This is a genomic window from Lentzea sp. NPDC036955 (genome assembly GCF_055608005.1).
The window spans coordinates 635,154-651,828 of record NZ_JBVJRC010000004.1; the positions used below are offsets into that span (position 1 = coordinate 635,154).

Sequence of the window (16,675 nt, forward strand, 5' to 3'; positions counted from 1 at the left end):
TGCCCTGATGACCCGCGCACGCAAGACCCCCGGACGCATCGCCTTCGTGGGCTCCGGCCCCGGCGACACCGGGCTGCTCACGGTCCGGGCCCACGACTTGCTCACCAGGGCTGAACTCGTGGTCACCGACCCGGACGTCCCCTCGGACGTCCTCGCGACCGTGGCGGAGGGAGTCGAGGTCCGCCCCGCCGTCGGCGAGTCCGCCGACGTGGCCAAGGACCTGGTGAACGAGGCGAAGAACGGCGCCACGGTCGTCCGCCTCGTCGCGGGTGACCCGCTGACGCTCGACTCGGTCGTCAAGGAGGCGCAGGCCGTCGCGAAGTCGACGATCCCGTTCGACGTCGTACCCGGCGTGCCCGCGGGCACCGCCGTACCGGCGTACGCGGGCGTCGCGCTCGGCGGCGTGCACACCGAGGTCGACGTGCGCGCGGTGACGGACTGGGCAGGCCTCGCGTCCGCCCCCGGCACCCTCGTGCTGCACGCGACCGGCTCGCACCTGGCGGAAGCCGCGTCGAACCTGGTCGAGAACGGTCTCGCGCCGCAGACGCCGGTCGCCGTGACCGCCGAAGGCACCGGTTTCCAGCAGCGCACCGTCGACACGACGCTGGCCGCCGCGGCCGCGGACGCCGGTGACCTGGGCGGCCCGCTGGTCGTCACGGTCGGTGCCGCCGCCGCCGCGCGCTCGAAGCTCTCCTGGTGGGAGTCGCGGGCGCTGTACGGCTGGCGCGTGCTGGTCCCGCGGACCAAGGAGCAGGCCGGCGCGATGTCCGAGCGGCTGCACTCGCACGGCGCGATCGCCGTCGAGGTGCCGACGATCTCGGTCGAGCCGCCGCGCAGCCCCGCGCAGATGGAGCGCTCGGTCAAGGGCCTGGTCGACGGCCGCTACCAGTGGGTCGTCTTCACTTCGACCAACGCCGTGCGCGCCGTGTGGGAGAAGTTCCGCGAGTTCGGCCTGGACGCCCGCGCGTTCTCCGGCGTGAAGATCGCCTGCGTCGGCGAGGCCACGGCCGCGAAGGTGCGCTCGTTCGGCATCATCCCCGAGCTCGTGCCGTCCGGTGAGCAGTCGTCCGAGGGCCTCCTCAACGACTTCCCGCCCTACGACGACATCCTGGACCCGGTCGACCGCGTGCTGCTGCCGCGGGCCGACATCGCCACCGAGACGCTGGCCGCCGGCCTGCGCGAACGTGGCTGGGAGATCGACGACGTGACGGCGTACCGCACCGTGCGTGCGGCCCCGCCGCCCGCCGACACCCGCGAGATGATCAAGTCCGGTGGTTTCGACGCGGTGTGCTTCACCTCGTCGTCCACGGTGCGGAACCTGGTCGGCATCGCGGGCAAGCCGCACGCCCGCACGCTCGTCGCGTGCATCGGCCCGCAGACCGCCGAGACGGCGCGGGAGTTCGGCCTCCGGGTCGACGTGCAGCCCGAGGAGGCGAACGTGCCCGCGCTGGTCGACGCGCTGGCCGCCCACGCCGCCCGGTTGCGCGCCGAGGGAGCGCTGCCTCCTCCCCGCAAGACGAAGCGTCTGCGCAGGAGCTAGAAGACACTGAAGCCGTCGGGGCCACTCCAAGATCCTTTGGGTGGCCCCTTCGACTCTCTTGAAGTCAGGGAGTCAAGCGATGTACCCACTGCACCGGCCCCGGCGTCTGCGCACGACGCCCGCCATGCGCCGCCTCGTGTCCGAGACCGAGGTGCGCCCCCGGCAGCTGATCCTGCCGATGTTCGTCAAGGAGGGCCTGCGCGAGCCGGCCGAGATCACGAGCATGCCCGGCGTTCTCCAGCACACCCGTGACTCGCTGCGCAAAGCCGCGGTCGAGGCCGTGCAGGCGGGCGTCGGCGGCATCATGCTGTTCGGCGTCCCGGCCGAGCGCGACGCCGTCGGCTCCGCCGGCACCGACCCGGACGGCATCCTCAACGCCGCGCTGGTCGACCTGCGCGCGGAGCTGGGCGACAGCACCGTGCTGATGTCGGACTGCTGCCTCGACGAGTTCACCGACCACGGCCACTGCGGCGTGCTCGCCGCCGACGGCACCGTGGACAACGACGCCACCCTGCAGGCCTATGGCGAGCTGGCCGTGGCCCAGGCCCGCGCCGGTGCCCACGTCGTCGGCCCCAGCGGCATGATGGACGGCCAGGTCGCGTTCATCCGCAACGCCCTGGACGCCGCGGGCTTCGCCGACACCGGCATCCTCGCCTACGCGGTCAAGTACGCCTCGGCGTTCTACGGTCCGTTCCGCGAGGCCGTCGAGTCGCAGCTCGCCGGTGACCGCAAGACCTACCAGCAGGACCCGGCCAACGCCCGTGAGGCGATGCGCGAGGTGCAGCTCGACCTCGCCGAGGGCGCGGACATGGTCATGGTGAAGCCGGCGCTGCTGTACCTGGACGTGCTGCGCGCGGTCGCCGAGGTGTCGGACGTCCCCGTCGCGGCGTACCAGATCTCCGGCGAGTACGCGATGATCGAGGCCGCCGCCGCGAACGGCTGGATCGAGCGCGAGCGGTCGATCCTCGAGTCGCTGACGTCGATCCGGCGCGCCGGTGCCGACATCGTGCTGACCTACTGGGCCGTGGAAGCCGCGCGGTGGTTGGACCGGTAACCGCTCCACCGCCCGTCCCGAGGCTCGTGAACGCGGCGCGCTGGTTGTGGATCTCCAGCGCGCTGCTCGGGATGGTGCGGTTCGTCGCCGAGCTGTTCGACCGCGAGACGCTCGTGGCGGAGGCCCGGCGGCAGAACCCCGGGATGGGCCAGGACCAGGTCGACGCCGGCGTCAACGGCGGCATCCTGTTCGGACTGCTGATCGTCACGGCCGTGCTGCTGGCGTACACCCGGCTCGCGAACACCATGGCACGCGGGAAGAACTGGGCCCGCGTCGTGCTGACCGCGATCGGCGCCGCGTCCGTCCTCTTCGGAGTGTTCCGGGTGTTCGCCTGGGCCAGTGGGATCGCCGCCGAGGTCGGTGTGGTGCTGCGGCCGGTCGACCTGGTGGTCACGGTCGTCACCGCCGGTCTGGACGCCACCGCGATCGTGCTGATGTGGCGGTCGTCCGCGCACTTCAGGACGCGCGTCGCGGTGGACACCGACTTCCTGCGGCCCTAAGTTCCGACCGTGACGTCTCCGAAGCGGTCGGGTGCTCCCGGCACGATCACCGCGGGGTTCTGGCTGGTCGTGGTCGGCATGGCGTTCGTCGTGCTCACCTCGCTCTTCCTGTGGGTCAACCGGCAGGTGCTCATCGACGCCCAGGTGAAGGCGAACACCGACCCGGGGCTCACCGCGCAGGAGATCGCCGACCTGGTGCCGACGGTGCTGCTGGTCGCGCTCGGCGTGAACGTGCTGCTGGCCGCGCTGGCGGTGTTCTTCGGCAACCGGGTCCGCCAGGGCTCGCGCAGGAGCCGCACGAGCCTGTTCATCACGCTGATGATCGCGCTGTTCTTCCAGCTGTTCGTCGACAACCTGCTCGGGCTGGTCGTCGTCGTGATCGCGCTGGGTGGTCTCGCGCTGCTGTTCTTCCGCCAGTCCACCGACTACCTCACCCGTGAGCAGGCGCTGTGAAGGAACCGCTGGAGGACACCGGAACGCCCAGGACGGTGCGGACCGCGGTCGGGCTGTGGCTCGCCATCGCCGTGTTCGTGCTGTTCGTGACCGCGGGGCTGTGGTTCCAGCGCGGGCAGGTGCAGGAGCTCACGAGGTGGACGTCCGGGCAGGTCACGAGCTTCCTGACCACGCTCACCGTGATCGCCGTGCTGTTCGCGGCCGCCTACGCCTGGCTGACCCGCGCGTTCCTGCGCCGCAGGAAGTGGGCTCGGATCGCGTTGTCGGTGATCGCGGTCGTGCACATGGTCTGGCTGCTGTTCCTCGGGGTGAGCGCGGCGAACCTGGTCACGTTGCTGCTCATCTCCGTCGCAATCGTCTTCACGTGGCAGTCGCGTACGGCACAGTGGTTCGCGGAGGTGCGTGACGAGTGAGCGATCCGCAGGGCTCCTGGCAGAACCCGGAGCAGTGGCAGAACCCCGGCCAGTACCAGGCGGCGCCCTACGAGGCCGGCCAGTACCCGCAGCCGACGAGCCAGTACCAGGTGCAGCCGGTGCACAACCCGGCCTGGTCGATGGCACCGCTGACCCCGGTGCTGCCCCAGGAGCTGGCGCCGCCGCGACCGGCGACGATCACCGCGGCGATGTGGACCTGGATCGCCGCCGCGGTCCTCGCCGTCGCCGTGCTGCCGGTGCTGATCCTCGGCAACGCCGACGCGCTGATCGGTGACTCGACGATCAGGGAGGACGACCGGCAGGCGGCTGAGCTGGGCGTGACGACGATCGCGGTGTTCGCGGGCTTCGGCATGCTCGTGGCGGCCGCGCCGTACGTGGCGTTCGCGGTCGTGCTGCGCAACGGGCAGAACTGGGCGCGAATCCTGCTGACCATCCTCGGCGCGCTCGGGTTGCTGAACATGATCGGCACGCTGCTGTTCGCCGTGCGCGCCGACTCGTGGCAGCCGGGGGTGCTGCTGACGCTGCTGGTGATGGGGCTGACCGTCGCGGCCGTGGTGCTGCAGTTCATGCCGGCGTCGAACAGGTACGTGCGTTAGTGCCCCTGTACCAGGAGTCCGGCAGCAGCCGGTGGCCGCTGGTGTGGGGGCCGGCGTTCGCCGTCGCGGGCTACCTGGTCGAGCTGATCACCGGGCCCGCGTCCGTCGCGCTGTGGACGATCGTGGGCCTGGGGCTGCTGCTGGCCGCGTTCCTGTGGGTCAACGGGCGGCGCAAGGTCGGCAGCGTGCGGCTGACGACCGAGGACGTGCAGTTCGGGCGGGAACGCCTGCCGGTTGCGATGGTCGAGGCGTTCCGCGACGTGGGCGCGCCGACCGGGGCGCGGGTGCTCGGCGGTGGCTGGTCGGTGCCCAAGGGGACGACCGCCGTGCCGTTGCGGCTGCTCGACGGCACCGTGGTGCTCGGGTGGGCGCGCGATCCGGAAGCCTTGGTCGCCGCGCTGCTCAAGGTCGTGAGAGGGTGAGCGACGTGACAGAGGCGAGGTCGGACACCGGGTCGTCGGACACCGAGACGCCGGGGACCGGGTCGGCCGGGACCGGGGCGACTGGAACCGGGGCGACCGGGACCGGGGCGACCGCGGCCGGAGCGGCCGGTGCCGGGTCGCCCGTGCCCGCCGGTGGCGGGCCCGCCGAGCTGGCCGAGGAGTTCGAGCCCACCGCGGAGGAGCGCTCCCACGCGGCGGCCCTCGCGCAGGGCCCGTACCCCGCCACGCAGCCCGCTCCCGACCTCCACCAGCCCAAACGCGCCCTGATCGCCGCCGGTGAGCTGGTGGTGGCCGTCGTCCTCGTGCTGGTCGCCGTCTGGGCGTGGAACCGGGGCATCAGCACGCTCGCCTACCCGCTCGAAGGCCGCGACCCGCTGATCTCGACCCGCTACGAGGGCAACTGGCTGGGCACGGCCGTCGCCGCCGTCACGGTGTCCGCGATCCTGCTGCTCGACGCGGTCCGCCAGCTCGTGCTGGCCGCGCGCACCCGGCCGGGGAAAGCCGCCGACGCCGACGTGTGAGACTGGGGTACGTGACTGCGAGTCGATCCCAGGCCCTGTTCGAGCGCGCGTCGACGCTGACCCCCGGCGGGGTCAACTCTCCGGTGCGGGCGTTCCACTCCGTCGGCGGCACGCCGCGGTTCATGGTCCGCGGCGAGGGCCCGCACCTGTGGGACGCCGACGGCAACCGCTACGTCGACCTGGTGTCGTCGTGGGGCCCGATGATCCTCGGCCATGCCCACCCCGCCGTTGTCGAAGCGGTGCAGAAGGCCGCGGTCCACGGCCTGTCGTTCGGCACGCCGACCGAGGGGGAGATCGACCTCGCGGCCGAGATCGTCGACCGGGTCGAGCCGGTCCGCCAGGTCCGGCTGGTCAACTCCGGCACCGAGGCCACGATGAGCGCGATCCGCCTCGCTCGCGGCTTCACCGAACGCCGCAAGGTCATCAAGTTCGCCGGCTGCTACCACGGCCACGTCGACGCGCTGCTGGCCCAGGCCGGCTCCGGCGTCGCCACGCTGGGCCTGCCGACCTCGCCCGGCGTCACGGGCGCGCAGGCCGCGGACACGCTGGTGCTGCCGTACAACGACATCGAGGCCGTGCGCGCGGCGTTCGCGGAGAACCCCGGCGAGATCGCCTGCGTGATCACCGAGGCCGCGGCGGGCAACATGGGTGCCGTCGCCCCGCTCGCCGACTTCAACCAGGGCCTGCGCGACCTCTGCGACGCCGACGGTGCGTTGCTGATCATGGACGAGGTCATGACCGGCTTCCGCGTCTCGCGCGCCGGCTGGTACGGCCTGGAGCGGGTCAAGGGCGACCTCTACACGTTCGGCAAGGTCATGTCCGGCGGGCTGCCCGCGGCGGCGTTCGGCGGTCGCGCGGACGTGATGGCCCGCCTGGCGCCCTCCGGCCCCGTCTACCAGGCGGGCACCCTGTCCGGGAACCCCGTGGCCGTGGCGGCCGGCCTGGCCACGCTGCGCGCCGCCGACGAGGACGTCTACCAGGCGCTGGACCGCAACGCGACCCGCCTGGGCGCGCTGTTCACCGCCGCGCTGACCGAGGCGGGCGTCGAGCACCGCGTGCAGTTCGCCGGGAACCTGGTGAGCGTGTTCTTCGGTTCTGAAGAGGTGAAGGACTACGCGGGCGCCCAGACGTGCGAGACGTGGCGCTTCCCGCCGTTCTTCCACGCCCTGCTCGACCGCGGCGTCTACGCGCCGCCGTCGGCGTTCGAGGCGTGGTTCGTCAACGCCGCACTGGGTGAAGAGGAGTTCGCCGTGATCGCCGACGCGCTGCCCCACGCGGCCCGCGCCGCCAAGGAGGCCCGCAAGTGACCAGCACCGTCGTCCACCTGCTCCGCCACGGCGAGGTGCACAACCCGACCGGCATCCTCTACGGCCGCATCCCCGGCTTCAAGCTGTCCGAACGCGGCCAGAAGCAGGCGCTGACCGTGGCCGAGCACCTCGCCGACCACGACGTCGTGCACGTCGTCGCGTCCCCGCTCGACCGCGCCCAGCAGACCGCGGCACCGATCGCCGACTCCCACCGCCTGGAGCTCGCCACCGACGAGCGCCTGATCGAGGCGGACAACCAGTTCGAGGGCCTGAAGGTCTCCGTCGGCGACGGCGCCCTGCGCTCCCCGGAGCACTGGCCGAAGCTCGTGAACCCGTTCAAGCCCTCCTGGGGTGAGCCGTACATCGAGATCGCCCACCGCATGCTCGGCGCCATCCAGCGCGCCCGCGTCGCCGCCGAGGGCCACGAGGCCGTCTGCGTGTCCCACCAGCTGCCGATCTGGACCGTCCGCCGGTTCCTGGAGGGCAAGCGCATGTGGCACGACCCGCGCAGGCGCGAGTGCTCGCTCGCCTCCCTGACCTCGCTGCACTTCGAGGGCGAACAGCTGGTGCGCATCAGGTACTCCGAGCCGGCCGGCGCCACGAACCCGCGGGTGACCGGGGCATGAAACGCCTGCTCGTGCTGCTCCTGCTCGTCTCGGGCTGCACCGTCGGCAAGGACGCGTCCCAGGTCGGCGGCGGCGACTTCTACCTCGTCGCCCCTGGCGGCCAGGTGAACCTCCGCTACGAGGTCGCGGACCGCAAACCCCTCAAGGGCCTCGAAGGCGAGTCGCTGCTGGAGCCCGGCAAGACGGTCCGGCTCTCCGACTACGCGGGCAAGCCCGTCGTGGTCAACATCTGGGGAGCCTGGTGCGGGCCCTGCCGCACCGAGGCGCCGGAGATGCAGAAGCTGTACGAGGCGGGGACGCAGGTCATCGGAATCGACGTGAAGGAGACCTCGCCGGAACACCCGCGGGACTTCATGAAGGTCCGGAAGCTGACCTACCCGTCCATCTACGACCCGTCGGGACGCAGCTTCATCAACGTGTTCAAGGGGTTGTCGCCCAACTCGGTGCCATCGACGTTCGTGCTCGACAAGGAGCACCGGGTCGCGGCGGTGTTCCTGCAGGCGGTGCTGGAGTCGGACCTCAAGCCCGTGGTGGAGGAACTCGCCAAGGAGTGACCCTGCCTCCCCGCATTCGCACGTCACGCGGGGACCCCGCGTTCCCTCCAGGGGAACGTAGGGCCCCCGCGTGACTTTTCAGGGGTACGTAGGGTCCCCGCGTGCCCTCCAGGGGTACGTGGGGTCCCCGCGTGACTTTCAGGGAGCGGGGGATGGGCGGGGCTGCGGCACTCGGTCAGCTGACCGGTGCCGGTGCGGTCGGGGTGGTCAGCGACGGGATCTTGGCCTTGAACGCCTTCACCATCGCCTCCCGCCCGATCGAGTTGAACTCCTTGCCCAGCGTGCGCATGATCGAGTTCTGGGTCGGCCGGTACAGCCCGTTCTTGTAGTACCGGGCACCCTCGACCGGTGCGATCACGCCGCCGTCCGGGGAGGGCTGGCCGAGGTGGGCCGACCACTTCAGTGCGCCGGTCGGGTCCTTGGTGACGTTGACCTCGCGCGGTTCGGAACCCGTGTAGGTGGCGTAGGGGTAGTCGTACTCGTCGGCGAGGCCGCCGATGGAGTGGCCGAGCTCGTGGACGGCGATCTGGCCCGCCTGGTCGTTGGAGCCGGCGGCGGTGGCGACGGAACCGCCTGCGCCGCCGTACTTCGCGGTGTTGCCGAGGGCGATGACCTGGTCGGCGGCGGGGGCGAGGGCGGCGAACTGCTTGGCCTTCGTCTCGTTCACGCACAGGAGGCGCTCGGTGTTCGGGTCGCGGCCCTGGCACCAGAAGCCCATGTCCAGTGCGGTGTTCCTCTCGACGCCCTTGGCCGGGTCGTTGTCCACGCCGGACTCCGCGGAGACGACGTTGACCTGCCAGACGTTGAAGTAGTCCTTGTAGGACGCGAACGGTTCCACGGCGGACAGCTCCGTCCACTTGCTCAGGACGTTCGCGGTGTAGGTCGGCAGGTCCGCCTCGGTGTAGCCGTCGCCGACGAAGACGAGGTCGAAGCGGTCGGCCGAGTCGCCGGTCACCTGGACCGGGACGACCTCGGCCGCGGCCAGTGTGCGCAGGTCGGTGGCTCTTTCCTTGGGAGCCTTGGGTGTGAGGGCCTGGGTGATGGAGCCGTCCTCGTTGAAGACCTCGCGCCACTCCATCGCGGGGGCTGCGCCGCCGGCCGGGGACTGGGCGAAGAGGGCCAGGGCGGTGACGGTCAACGCCGGGAAGATCAGCCGGGAACGTCGCATGTGATGACGCTAAGCACACGTGTTGTCACCCACAAGGCGGCAATCGTCGGTACTTCCGGCCCAAGGGCGCGACCCGAAGGTGACACCGGTCGTCGCGTGATCTGGGCAACTACCTACCCTGAGGTGTGTGAACCCCACCGATCTGGCGATCTCCGGGCCGTTGCTGCTGGCCACCGGGGTTGCCTTGCTCGCTGGCTTCATCTCCTTCGCCTCCCCGTGCGTGGTGCCGCTGGTGCCCGGCTACCTGGCGTACCTGGCCGGACTGGTCGGGGCCGAGGCGCCGCGGGTCGAGGCGAACGAGCCGGCCAAGGCAGGGCGGTGGCGGGTCGCGGGTGCGTCGTTGCTGTTCGTGCTCGGGTTCACCGTGGTCTTCGCGCTGGCGTCGATGGCGGTGCTCGGGGTCTCGCACGCGCTGCTCTTCAACGCCGACCTGTTCCAGCGGATCGGTGGCGTCGTCACGATCCTCATGGGACTCGTGTTCATCGGGCTGGTGCCCGCGCTGCAGAAGGACGTGCGGTTCCACAGCAGGCCGAAGGCCGGGCTCGTCGGGGCGCCGCTGCTCGGTGCGGTGTTCGCGCTCGGGTGGACACCGTGCCTCGGGCCGACGCTCGCCGGGGTGCTGGCGGTGGCGCAGAGCACCGAGGTCGGGTCGATGTCGGCGCGCGGTGCGGTGCTGGTGCTGGCCTACTGCCTGGGGCTCGGGTTGCCGTTCGTGGTGCTGGCGCTCGGGGCGCGGTGGGCGCTGGGCGTGACGAAGTGGCTGCGCACGCACGCGCGGCAGGTGCAGGTCTTCGGCGGGGTGCTGCTGATCCTCGTCGGCATCGCGCTCGTCACCGGGCTCTGGGGTGAGTTCGTCGGGTGGCTGCGCTACTCGTTCGTCGACGTAGTGGAGTTGCCGCTCTAGTGATCGCCTTCCTGCGCAACACGTGGCGCGGCCTCACCTCCATGAGGACCGCGCTCACCCTGCTGTTCCTCCTCGCGCTCGCGGCCATGCCCGGCGCGTTGCTGCCGCAGCGGTCGCTGAACTCCGCGCGGGTCGACGACTACGTCCGCGAACGCGGCTGGTGGGGTGAGCTCCTGCAGGACCTCGGCTTCTTCGAGGTCTACGCGACGCCGTGGTTCGCGGCGATCTACCTGCTGCTGTTCACGAGCCTCGTCGGCTGCCTGCTGCCGCGCACGGTCGAGTACTTCAAGCAGATGCGCGCGAAGCCGGTGCTGACGCCGCGCAACCTCTCCCGCATGCCGCACCACGCGCAGGCCGAGCTCGACATCACGCCGGACGAGGCGGTCGCCAGGGCGAAGAAGGCCATGCGCGGCTGGCGGATGGAGACCGGCGAGGGCACGGTCAGCGCCGAGCGCGGGTTCCTGCGCGAGACCGGCAACCTGGTCTTCCACTTCGCGCTGCTCGGGCTGCTCGTCTCGTTCGCGCTGGGCAAGATGTACAACTACGAGGGCCAGGTCATCGTCCAGGCCGACGGCGGCCAGTTCTGCAACGGCGGCATCTTCAACTACGACCAGTTCCGGCCCGGTCTGCGCATCGACGGCACCGACCTCACGCCGTTCTGCGTCGAGATCGGCAAGTTCTCCGCCGAGTACCTCGACAACGGCCAGCCCGTCGGCTACCAGGCCGACATCCGCTACCAGTCCGGCGCCGACCTGGAGACGAACACCTGGCGGCCGTACACGCTGCAGGTCAACCACCCGCTGCGGACCAGCGGCGACCGGCTCTACCTGCTCGGCCACGGCTACACACCCACGTTCACGGTGACGTTCCCCAACGGGGAGAAGCGCACGCAGGGCATCCAGTGGCTGCCGACCGACCAGCTGACGCTCGCCTCCGAGGGCGCGACGAAGTTCGACCCGCCGGGCATCACCGACTCCGAGCAGCGGCGCAAGAACCAGATCGCGGTCACCGGCCTGCTGGCGCCGACGCCGTTGCTGCACGGCAACATCCTGAACTCGAAGTTCCCCGCGCTGAACGCCCCGATGGTCGCCGTCGACGTGTACCGCGGCGACCTCGGCGTGGACGACGGGCGCGGGCAGTCGATCTTCTCGATCGATCAGGAGCTGGTGGAGCAGGGCCGGTTGCAGAAGGTCGCGCGCAAGAACCTCGCGCTGGGCGAGGAGATCGCGCTCGACGACGGCACGAAGGTCCGGTTCGACTCGGTCAACGACTGGGTGTCGTTGCAGGTCTCGCACGACCCCACCCAGGGGTACGTGCTCGCGTTCGCCGTGCTGATCATCCTCGGGCTCGGCGTCTCGCTCACGGTCAAGCGCCGTCGCGTCTGGGTGCGTGCGACTCCTCGGGAGGACGGGCGTACGTTGGTCGAGGTCGGCGGCCTCGCCCGCACTGACCAGGCCGGATACGGCGAGGAGTTCACGCGGCTGGCCCGCGCGGTGTTGATAGGGGAGAAGTCCTGATGCCGGTCAACGAGACACTCGCGACCTACAGCGACTGGCTGTACCGCAGCGCCCTCGGGGTCTACCTCTTCGCGATGGCGTTCTACCTGGTCGAACAGGCCTTCACGCGGGCGCCGCGCAAGGCCGAGGCGCTGGTGGGCGCCGGTGCGCCGGTCCCGGGACCGGCCGAGGAACCGACCAGGCGCGAGGTCTCGCGGCCGGAGCGGTTCGGCCGCATGGGTGCCGCGCTGACCGTGCTCGGCGCGGTGCTGCACCTGGGGTCGCTGGTCATGCGCGGCCTGTCCGCGGGGCGGGCGCCCTGGGGCAACATGTACGAGTACATGTCGCTGCTGTGCCTGGCCGCGGTGGTGGCGTGGATCGTGCTGATGGCGAAGTTCCCCATCCGCCGCCTCGGCGCGTTCGTGCTGGTGCCGATCTGGGTGCTGCTGTTCCTCGGCGGCACGGTGCTCTACGCCGAGTCCGCGCCCGTGCAGCCGGCGCTGCGCTCGTACTGGCTCGTGATCCACGTCTCGGTGATCTCGATCTCGTCCGGCGTCCTGCTGATCCCCGGTGTGGCCTCGGTCCTCTACCTGCTGAAGGACGGCAGGGACGACCGGCTGCCGAGGCTGCCGTCGGCCGACGTGCTCGACCGCCTGGCCTACCGCACGACGGTGCTGGCGTTCCCCTTGTTCACCGCGGGCATCATCTGCGGCGCCATCTGGGCGGAGGCGGCCTGGGGCCGGTTCTGGGGCTGGGACCCCAAGGAGACCGTGGCGTTCGTGTCGTGGGTCGTCTACGCGGCCTACCTGCACGCCCGTGCGACGGCCGGCTGGCGTGGCCGCGGGGCCGCGTGGATCAACGTGGCCGGGTTCGCGCTGAACGTGTTCAACCTGTTCTTCATCAACTTGGTCACCAGCGGGTTGCATTCCTACGCGGGTCTCTAACGAGTTAGCCCCCACGTCGATGGAACCGTTGCCGGTTGCGTACCGTCGCAACCCGGGGGTCGGGGAGGTCTCGATCCTCCTTGCTCAGGGAGGGCCACAGCGGTGACACGGCAACCACCGGGTGAGGAACAGGGCTCGGGCCCGCAGTACGTCGACCCGCAGACGGCCTACCTCGACCCGCAGCAGTCCGGTCCGCAGCAGATCAGCGGCCAGTCCGGCGCGTACCCCGTCGCCGGCGGTCAGTCAGGCCCCTACCCGGCACCGCACGGTTCCGGCGCGTACCAGGTCCCCGGCGGGTCGGGCGCGTACCCGGTGCAGGGCGGCTCCAGTGCGTACCCGGTGCAGGGCGGCCAGTCGGGGCCCTACCAGGTGCCCGGCGGGCAGTCCGGCGCGTACCAGGTGCCCGGTGGGCAGTCCGGCGCGTACCCGGTGCCCGGTGGGCAGTCCGGGCCGTACCCGGTGGCCGGCCAGTCCGGGCCGCACCAGGTCGGCGGCGGCCAGTCCGGTCAGCACAGCACGGCCCAGTACGGCCAGTTCGCCGGCCAGCAGTACCCGAACAACTTCCCGCAGCAGCAGTACCGCTCGCAGGCCCAGGAAGTCTCGTCGCAGCAGCTGATCAAGAAGGAGAAGCGCCCGCCGTCGTCCGGCTGGCGCAAGTCGCTCCACTCGATGAGCGGCGGCCTGATCAACCTCGGCGAGAGCCCGGCGGACCTGCGCCGGCGTGAGCTGATCGCGCGGATCAACCAGCCGCTGCGCGGGTGCTACAAGATCGCGATGCTGTCGCTGAAGGGCGGCGTCGGCAAGACCACGACGACCACCACGCTGGGCTCGACGTTCTCGTCGCTGCGCGGTGACCGGGTCATCGCCGTGGACGCGAACCCGGACCGCGGCACGCTGGCGCTGAAGATCCCGCGGGAGACCACGGCGACCGTGCGGCACCTGCTGCGCGACGCTTCGCGGATCACGAAGTACAGCGACGTGCGCGCGTACACCTCGCAGTCGCCGTCCCGCCTGGAGGTGCTCGCCTCCGAGCAGGACCCGGCGGTGTCGGAGGCGTTCAGCGAGGACGACTACCGGCGCACGGTGGCGTTGCTGGAGCACTTCTACAACATCGTGCTCACCGACTGCGGCACCGGACTGATGCACTCGGCCATGAAGGGCGTGCTGGACGAGGCGGACTCGCTGGTCCTGGTGTCGTCCGGGTCGGTCGACGGCGCGCAGACGTCGGCGGCCACGCTGGACTGGCTGGAGGCGCACGGCTACGGCGCACTGGTCGCCAAGTCCGTGTGCGTCATCAACTCGGTGCGGCCGAAGTCCGGCAAGGTCGACCTGGACAAGCTCTCCGCGCACTTCGCGCAGCGCTGCCGGTCCGTGGTCCGCATGCCGTTCGACGCGCACCTGGAGGAAGGCGCCGAGATCGAGCTGGACAAGCTCGCGCCGGAGACGCGCCTGGCGCTGCTGGAGCTCGCCGCGGTGGTCGCGGACGACTTCCCCAACACCTAGGCGCTGGTCGTCAGAGCACGCGAGAGGGGCCCCGGGAACGGGGCCCCTTGTCGTTCACTCGTCGCGTTTGCGCTGCTCGTCGAGCTTGCGGAGGAACTCCGGGTCGTCGTCAGGTGCGATCACCTTGCGGCCCGGGGTGTACTCCGAATGCTGTGGGGCGAACGCCCGCCACACGAGCACAGCCACGGTGAGCGCACCGATCACCGCCAGCAGGTAGATCATCTGGTCGCCACCTCCCTTTGCCACGAGATTACCCGCGGCACGGGGATTGCCGCGGTCTCAATGGCGGACGGGTTCGGTCGCCTCGGTCGTGAGCTCCGTGAGCAGCGCCTTCACCTCGGTCTCACGGAACCTGCGGTGTCCTCCAGGGGTGCGGATCGAGCCGATGCGTCCAGCGGTCGCCCACCGGGTCACGGTCTTCGGGTCGACCCTGAACAGGTTGGCCACTTCTCCAGGCGTCAACAGGCGCTCGGTCGCTGCAGCAGTCACTACTGCCTCCTCAGATCAGACGTTCCGGTCCGATCGTGGCATCTCACCCGTCAGGTACTCGAACGCTTGTTTTTTGGTAAAGAGGTAGTAATGGGACGACCGACGCGTTTCGGACACTCCCCCCGTTGACGGCCGCACGCGGGGCCCTCCCGTGCTCTCCTGGTGAACGAAAGCTCCCCGCGTGCACTTCAACTGTGACCGGGACGACGTGCACGCGTGTGCGAGGCATAGGGTGTCGCGGGTGGATGCACTTGATCGCCAGATCATCGCCGCGCTGCGTGCCAACGGGCGGGCCACCTACGCCGACCTGGGCCGACAGGTCGGGCTCTCGGCCTCCGCGGTGCACGAGCGGGTCGGCAAGCTCGAGTCGGCCGGCGTCATCGTGGGCTACCACGCCGTCGTCGACCCCAGCTCGGTCGGCCTGGGCGTGACCGCGCTGATCGGCATCCACCCCACGGACACCGCGGACGACAACGAGGTCGCGGACGAGCTGGCCGAGCTCATCGAGGTCGAGTCCTGCTACCGGGTGGCGGGCGACGAGTCGTTCGTCGTCAAGGTCCGGGTGGCCACGGTGGACGACCTGGAGAAGTCGCTGGGCAGGTTGCGGCGCATCCCCGGAGTTGCCCGAACGCGCACCACGGTGGTGCTGTCCACCCGTTTCGAAGGACGGCCGAACACCTCCGACGAAGGCGACGTAACCTGAACGGGTGCTCGCTCGAGATGTGACCCTGTACGTTCTAGCCCGCTTCGGTCTCGTCGCGGTGGTGACGGGCGCTCTCCTGCTGTTCAAGGTCCCGCTGCTGGTCGCGCTGGTGGTCGGCATCGTGGTGGCGCTGCCCGCGTCGCTGTTCGTGTTCAAGGGTCTGCGCGAGCGGGTCGCCGCCGGTCTGAACGAGCGCGACGCCGTGCGCAGGGCCGAGCGGGACAAGCTGCGCGCCCAGCTCCGCGGTGACGAAGGTCCCGTCACCCAGGCGTGAGCCCGTGGCGCGGATATCGTGCCCGGTGTGAGCACTTCTGTGGACCGGTGTTGCAGCAGGACCAGGCACTGGGTGTGTGAGGCCGTCGGGATCATCGAGGCGGATGCGAACCGCAGCGCGGACACGCACCTGCTGCGCTACCCGCTGCCGCTCGACTGGGGCATCGACCTCTACCTCAAGGACGAGTCGACGCACCCGACCGGCTCGTTGAAGCACCGGCTGGCGCGGTCGCTGTTCCTCTACGCGATCTGCAACGGCTGGGTGACCGGCGGGACGCCCGTGATCGAGGCCTCCTCCGGTTCCACGGCCGTGTCCGAGGCGTACTTCGCGCGGCTGCTGGGGCTGCCGTTCATCGCCGTGATGCCGCGGTCGACGTCTGCGGAGAAGGTCGCGCTGATCGAACGCCAGGGCGGCCGGTGCCACTTCGTCGACGACCCGTCGGCGCTCTACGACGAGTCCCGCCGCCTCGCCGCGGAGCTGGGCGGCCACTTCATGGACCAGTTCACGCACGCCGAGCGCGCGACCGACTGGCGCGGGAACAACAACATCGCCGAGTCGATCTTCGACCAGATGCGGCTGGAGCCGTCGCCGGAACCGGAGTGGGTCGTCGTCGGCGCCGGCACGGGCGGCACGTCCGCGACCATCGGCCGGTACATCCACTACCGCAAGCTGAACACGCGCCTGGCCGTGGTGGACCCGGAGCACTCGGTGTTCTTCGACGCCTGGCGCGACGGCAACCCGGACCTGGTCGGCACCCGCGGCTCGCGGATCGAGGGCATCGGGCGCCCGCGCGTGGAGCCGTCGTTCGTCGGCCAGGTGATCGACCGCATGATCAAGGTCCCGGACGCGGCGTCGGTGGCGACGATCCGGTACGTCGAGGACCTGCTCGGACGCCGGGTCGGCGGCTCCACCGGCACGAACCTGTGGGGTGCGTTCCAGGTCGTGGCCCAGATGCGGCAGTCGCGCACCCGCGGCAGCGTGGTGACCCTGCTCTGCGACGGCGGCGAGCGTTACGCGAACACCTACTACGACGACTCATGGGTAGCTGCCCAGGACATGGACCTCGCCCCGTGCCTGGACCGCCTCAACAACTTCCACCGCACGGGGAACTGGTGACGAGAGCGCTGCGTCACAGCGTGACCTGAGCACTTTGAGTCCGAGGGGGA

21 protein-coding genes are annotated in these 16,675 nt (G+C 70.7%); 18 read left to right on the forward strand and 3 right to left on the reverse strand.

Features of this window, described 5'->3' with window-relative positions; all coding sequences use genetic code 11:
* The first annotated feature begins 7 nt into the window (after positions 1-7).
* From ACZ7CF_RS16565 to ACZ7CF_RS16615, 11 genes are all read left to right on the forward strand, one after another.
* Complete coding sequence (locus ACZ7CF_RS16565) at positions 8-1,540, forward strand: bifunctional uroporphyrinogen-III C-methyltransferase/uroporphyrinogen-III synthase (RefSeq protein ID WP_360399822.1); 1,533 nt, start codon at positions 8-10, stop codon at positions 1,538-1,540.
* A gap of 79 nt (positions 1,541-1,619) precedes the next feature.
* On the forward strand, positions 1,620-2,594 hold the full coding sequence (gene hemB / locus ACZ7CF_RS16570) for a porphobilinogen synthase (protein ID WP_458430115.1): 975 nt from the start codon (positions 1,620-1,622) through the stop codon (positions 2,592-2,594).
* Between the two features lie 26 nt (positions 2,595-2,620).
* Positions 2,621-3,094 carry a hypothetical protein gene (locus ACZ7CF_RS16575; protein ID WP_470369923.1) on the forward strand — a complete coding sequence of 158 codons (474 nt, stop codon included), beginning with the start codon at positions 2,621-2,623 and terminating at the stop codon, positions 3,092-3,094.
* A gap of 9 nt (positions 3,095-3,103) precedes the next feature.
* Positions 3,104-3,547 carry a hypothetical protein gene (locus ACZ7CF_RS16580; protein ID WP_360399813.1) on the forward strand — a complete coding sequence of 148 codons (444 nt, stop codon included), beginning with the start codon at positions 3,104-3,106 and terminating at the stop codon, positions 3,545-3,547.
* Complete coding sequence (locus ACZ7CF_RS16585) at positions 3,544-3,960, forward strand: hypothetical protein (protein WP_360399810.1); 417 nt, start codon at positions 3,544-3,546, stop codon at positions 3,958-3,960. Before ACZ7CF_RS16580 ends, ACZ7CF_RS16585 begins: the two co-directional genes overlap by 4 nt.
* Complete coding sequence (locus ACZ7CF_RS16590) at positions 3,957-4,577, forward strand: hypothetical protein (RefSeq protein ID WP_360399807.1); 621 nt, start codon at positions 3,957-3,959, stop codon at positions 4,575-4,577. Before ACZ7CF_RS16585 ends, ACZ7CF_RS16590 begins: the two co-directional genes overlap by 4 nt.
* Positions 4,577-4,999: a hypothetical protein gene (locus ACZ7CF_RS16595; RefSeq protein WP_470369924.1), complete on the forward strand. Its 423-nt coding sequence runs from the start codon at positions 4,577-4,579 to the stop codon at positions 4,997-4,999. Before ACZ7CF_RS16590 ends, ACZ7CF_RS16595 begins: the two co-directional genes overlap by 1 nt.
* Positions 4,996-5,541, forward strand: a complete 546-nt coding sequence (locus ACZ7CF_RS16600; RefSeq protein ID WP_470369925.1) for a hypothetical protein — start codon at positions 4,996-4,998, stop codon at positions 5,539-5,541. The genes ACZ7CF_RS16595 and ACZ7CF_RS16600 overlap by 4 nt, the downstream gene beginning before the upstream one ends.
* Positions 5,542-5,552: 11 nt before the next feature.
* A complete protein-coding gene (gene hemL / locus ACZ7CF_RS16605) occupies positions 5,553-6,848 on the forward strand; it encodes a glutamate-1-semialdehyde 2,1-aminomutase (protein WP_458430120.1) in 1,296 nt (431 codons plus the stop codon).
* The gene (locus ACZ7CF_RS16610; protein WP_360399796.1) at positions 6,845-7,474 is read left to right on the forward strand and encodes a histidine phosphatase family protein; all 630 of its coding nucleotides are present in this window, start codon (positions 6,845-6,847) and stop codon (positions 7,472-7,474) included. Before hemL ends, ACZ7CF_RS16610 begins: the two co-directional genes overlap by 4 nt.
* Positions 7,471-8,028 carry a TlpA family protein disulfide reductase gene (locus tag ACZ7CF_RS16615; protein ID WP_360399793.1) on the forward strand — a complete coding sequence of 186 codons (558 nt, stop codon included), beginning with the start codon at positions 7,471-7,473 and terminating at the stop codon, positions 8,026-8,028. Before ACZ7CF_RS16610 ends, ACZ7CF_RS16615 begins: the two co-directional genes overlap by 4 nt.
* Positions 8,029-8,203: 175 nt before the next feature.
* Here the strand turns inward: ACZ7CF_RS16615 and ACZ7CF_RS16620 are convergent, their stop codons facing one another.
* Positions 8,204-9,196: a M64 family metallopeptidase gene (locus ACZ7CF_RS16620; protein ID WP_470369926.1), complete on the reverse strand. Its 993-nt coding sequence runs from the start codon at positions 9,194-9,196 to the stop codon at positions 8,204-8,206.
* 127 nt (positions 9,197-9,323) lie between these two features.
* Between ACZ7CF_RS16620 and ACZ7CF_RS16625 the strand changes: the two genes are divergently transcribed.
* The 4 genes from ACZ7CF_RS16625 to ACZ7CF_RS16640 all read left to right on the forward strand — a co-directional run bounded on the left by ACZ7CF_RS16625 (position 9,324) and on the right by ACZ7CF_RS16640 (position 14,043).
* The gene (locus tag ACZ7CF_RS16625) at positions 9,324-10,100 is read left to right on the forward strand and encodes a cytochrome c biogenesis CcdA family protein (RefSeq protein WP_360399787.1); all 777 of its coding nucleotides are present in this window, start codon (positions 9,324-9,326) and stop codon (positions 10,098-10,100) included.
* Between the two features lie 41 nt (positions 10,101-10,141).
* Positions 10,142-11,617, forward strand: a complete 1,476-nt coding sequence (resB, locus tag ACZ7CF_RS16630; protein ID WP_360399911.1) for a cytochrome c biogenesis protein ResB — start codon at positions 10,142-10,144, stop codon at positions 11,615-11,617.
* Positions 11,617-12,540, forward strand: coding sequence for a c-type cytochrome biogenesis protein CcsB (gene ccsB / locus ACZ7CF_RS16635; protein ID WP_360399785.1), 924 nt, complete (start codon positions 11,617-11,619; stop codon positions 12,538-12,540). Before resB ends, ccsB begins: the two co-directional genes overlap by 1 nt.
* 102 nt (positions 12,541-12,642) lie before the next feature.
* Positions 12,643-14,043: a MinD/ParA family ATP-binding protein gene (locus ACZ7CF_RS16640; RefSeq protein ID WP_470369927.1), complete on the forward strand. Its 1,401-nt coding sequence runs from the start codon at positions 12,643-12,645 to the stop codon at positions 14,041-14,043.
* A gap of 54 nt (positions 14,044-14,097) precedes the next feature.
* Here the strand turns inward: ACZ7CF_RS16640 and ACZ7CF_RS16645 are convergent, their stop codons facing one another.
* Positions 14,098-14,265, reverse strand: a complete 168-nt coding sequence (locus tag ACZ7CF_RS16645; RefSeq protein ID WP_086667950.1) for a hypothetical protein — start codon at positions 14,263-14,265, stop codon at positions 14,098-14,100.
* Between the two features lie 57 nt (positions 14,266-14,322).
* Positions 14,323-14,532, reverse strand: a complete 210-nt coding sequence (locus ACZ7CF_RS16650; protein WP_053737033.1) for a BldC family transcriptional regulator — start codon at positions 14,530-14,532, stop codon at positions 14,323-14,325.
* 241 nt (positions 14,533-14,773) lie between these two features.
* On the opposite strand from ACZ7CF_RS16650, the gene ACZ7CF_RS16655 reads away from it, so the two are divergent.
* From ACZ7CF_RS16655 to cds1, 3 genes are read left to right on the forward strand one after another with little or no spacing between them, the layout of a single operon-like run.
* Positions 14,774-15,235: an Lrp/AsnC family transcriptional regulator gene (locus tag ACZ7CF_RS16655; protein ID WP_360399777.1), complete on the forward strand. Its 462-nt coding sequence runs from the start codon at positions 14,774-14,776 to the stop codon at positions 15,233-15,235.
* Positions 15,236-15,239: 4 nt separating this feature from the next.
* A complete protein-coding gene (locus ACZ7CF_RS16660; protein WP_360399774.1) occupies positions 15,240-15,509 on the forward strand; it encodes a DUF4229 domain-containing protein in 270 nt (89 codons plus the stop codon).
* A gap of 27 nt (positions 15,510-15,536) precedes the next feature.
* Positions 15,537-16,625 carry an L-cysteine desulfhydrase Cds1 gene (gene cds1 / locus ACZ7CF_RS16665; RefSeq protein WP_360399771.1) on the forward strand — a complete coding sequence of 363 codons (1,089 nt, stop codon included), beginning with the start codon at positions 15,537-15,539 and terminating at the stop codon, positions 16,623-16,625.
* The last annotated feature ends 50 nt before the right edge of the window (positions 16,626-16,675 follow it).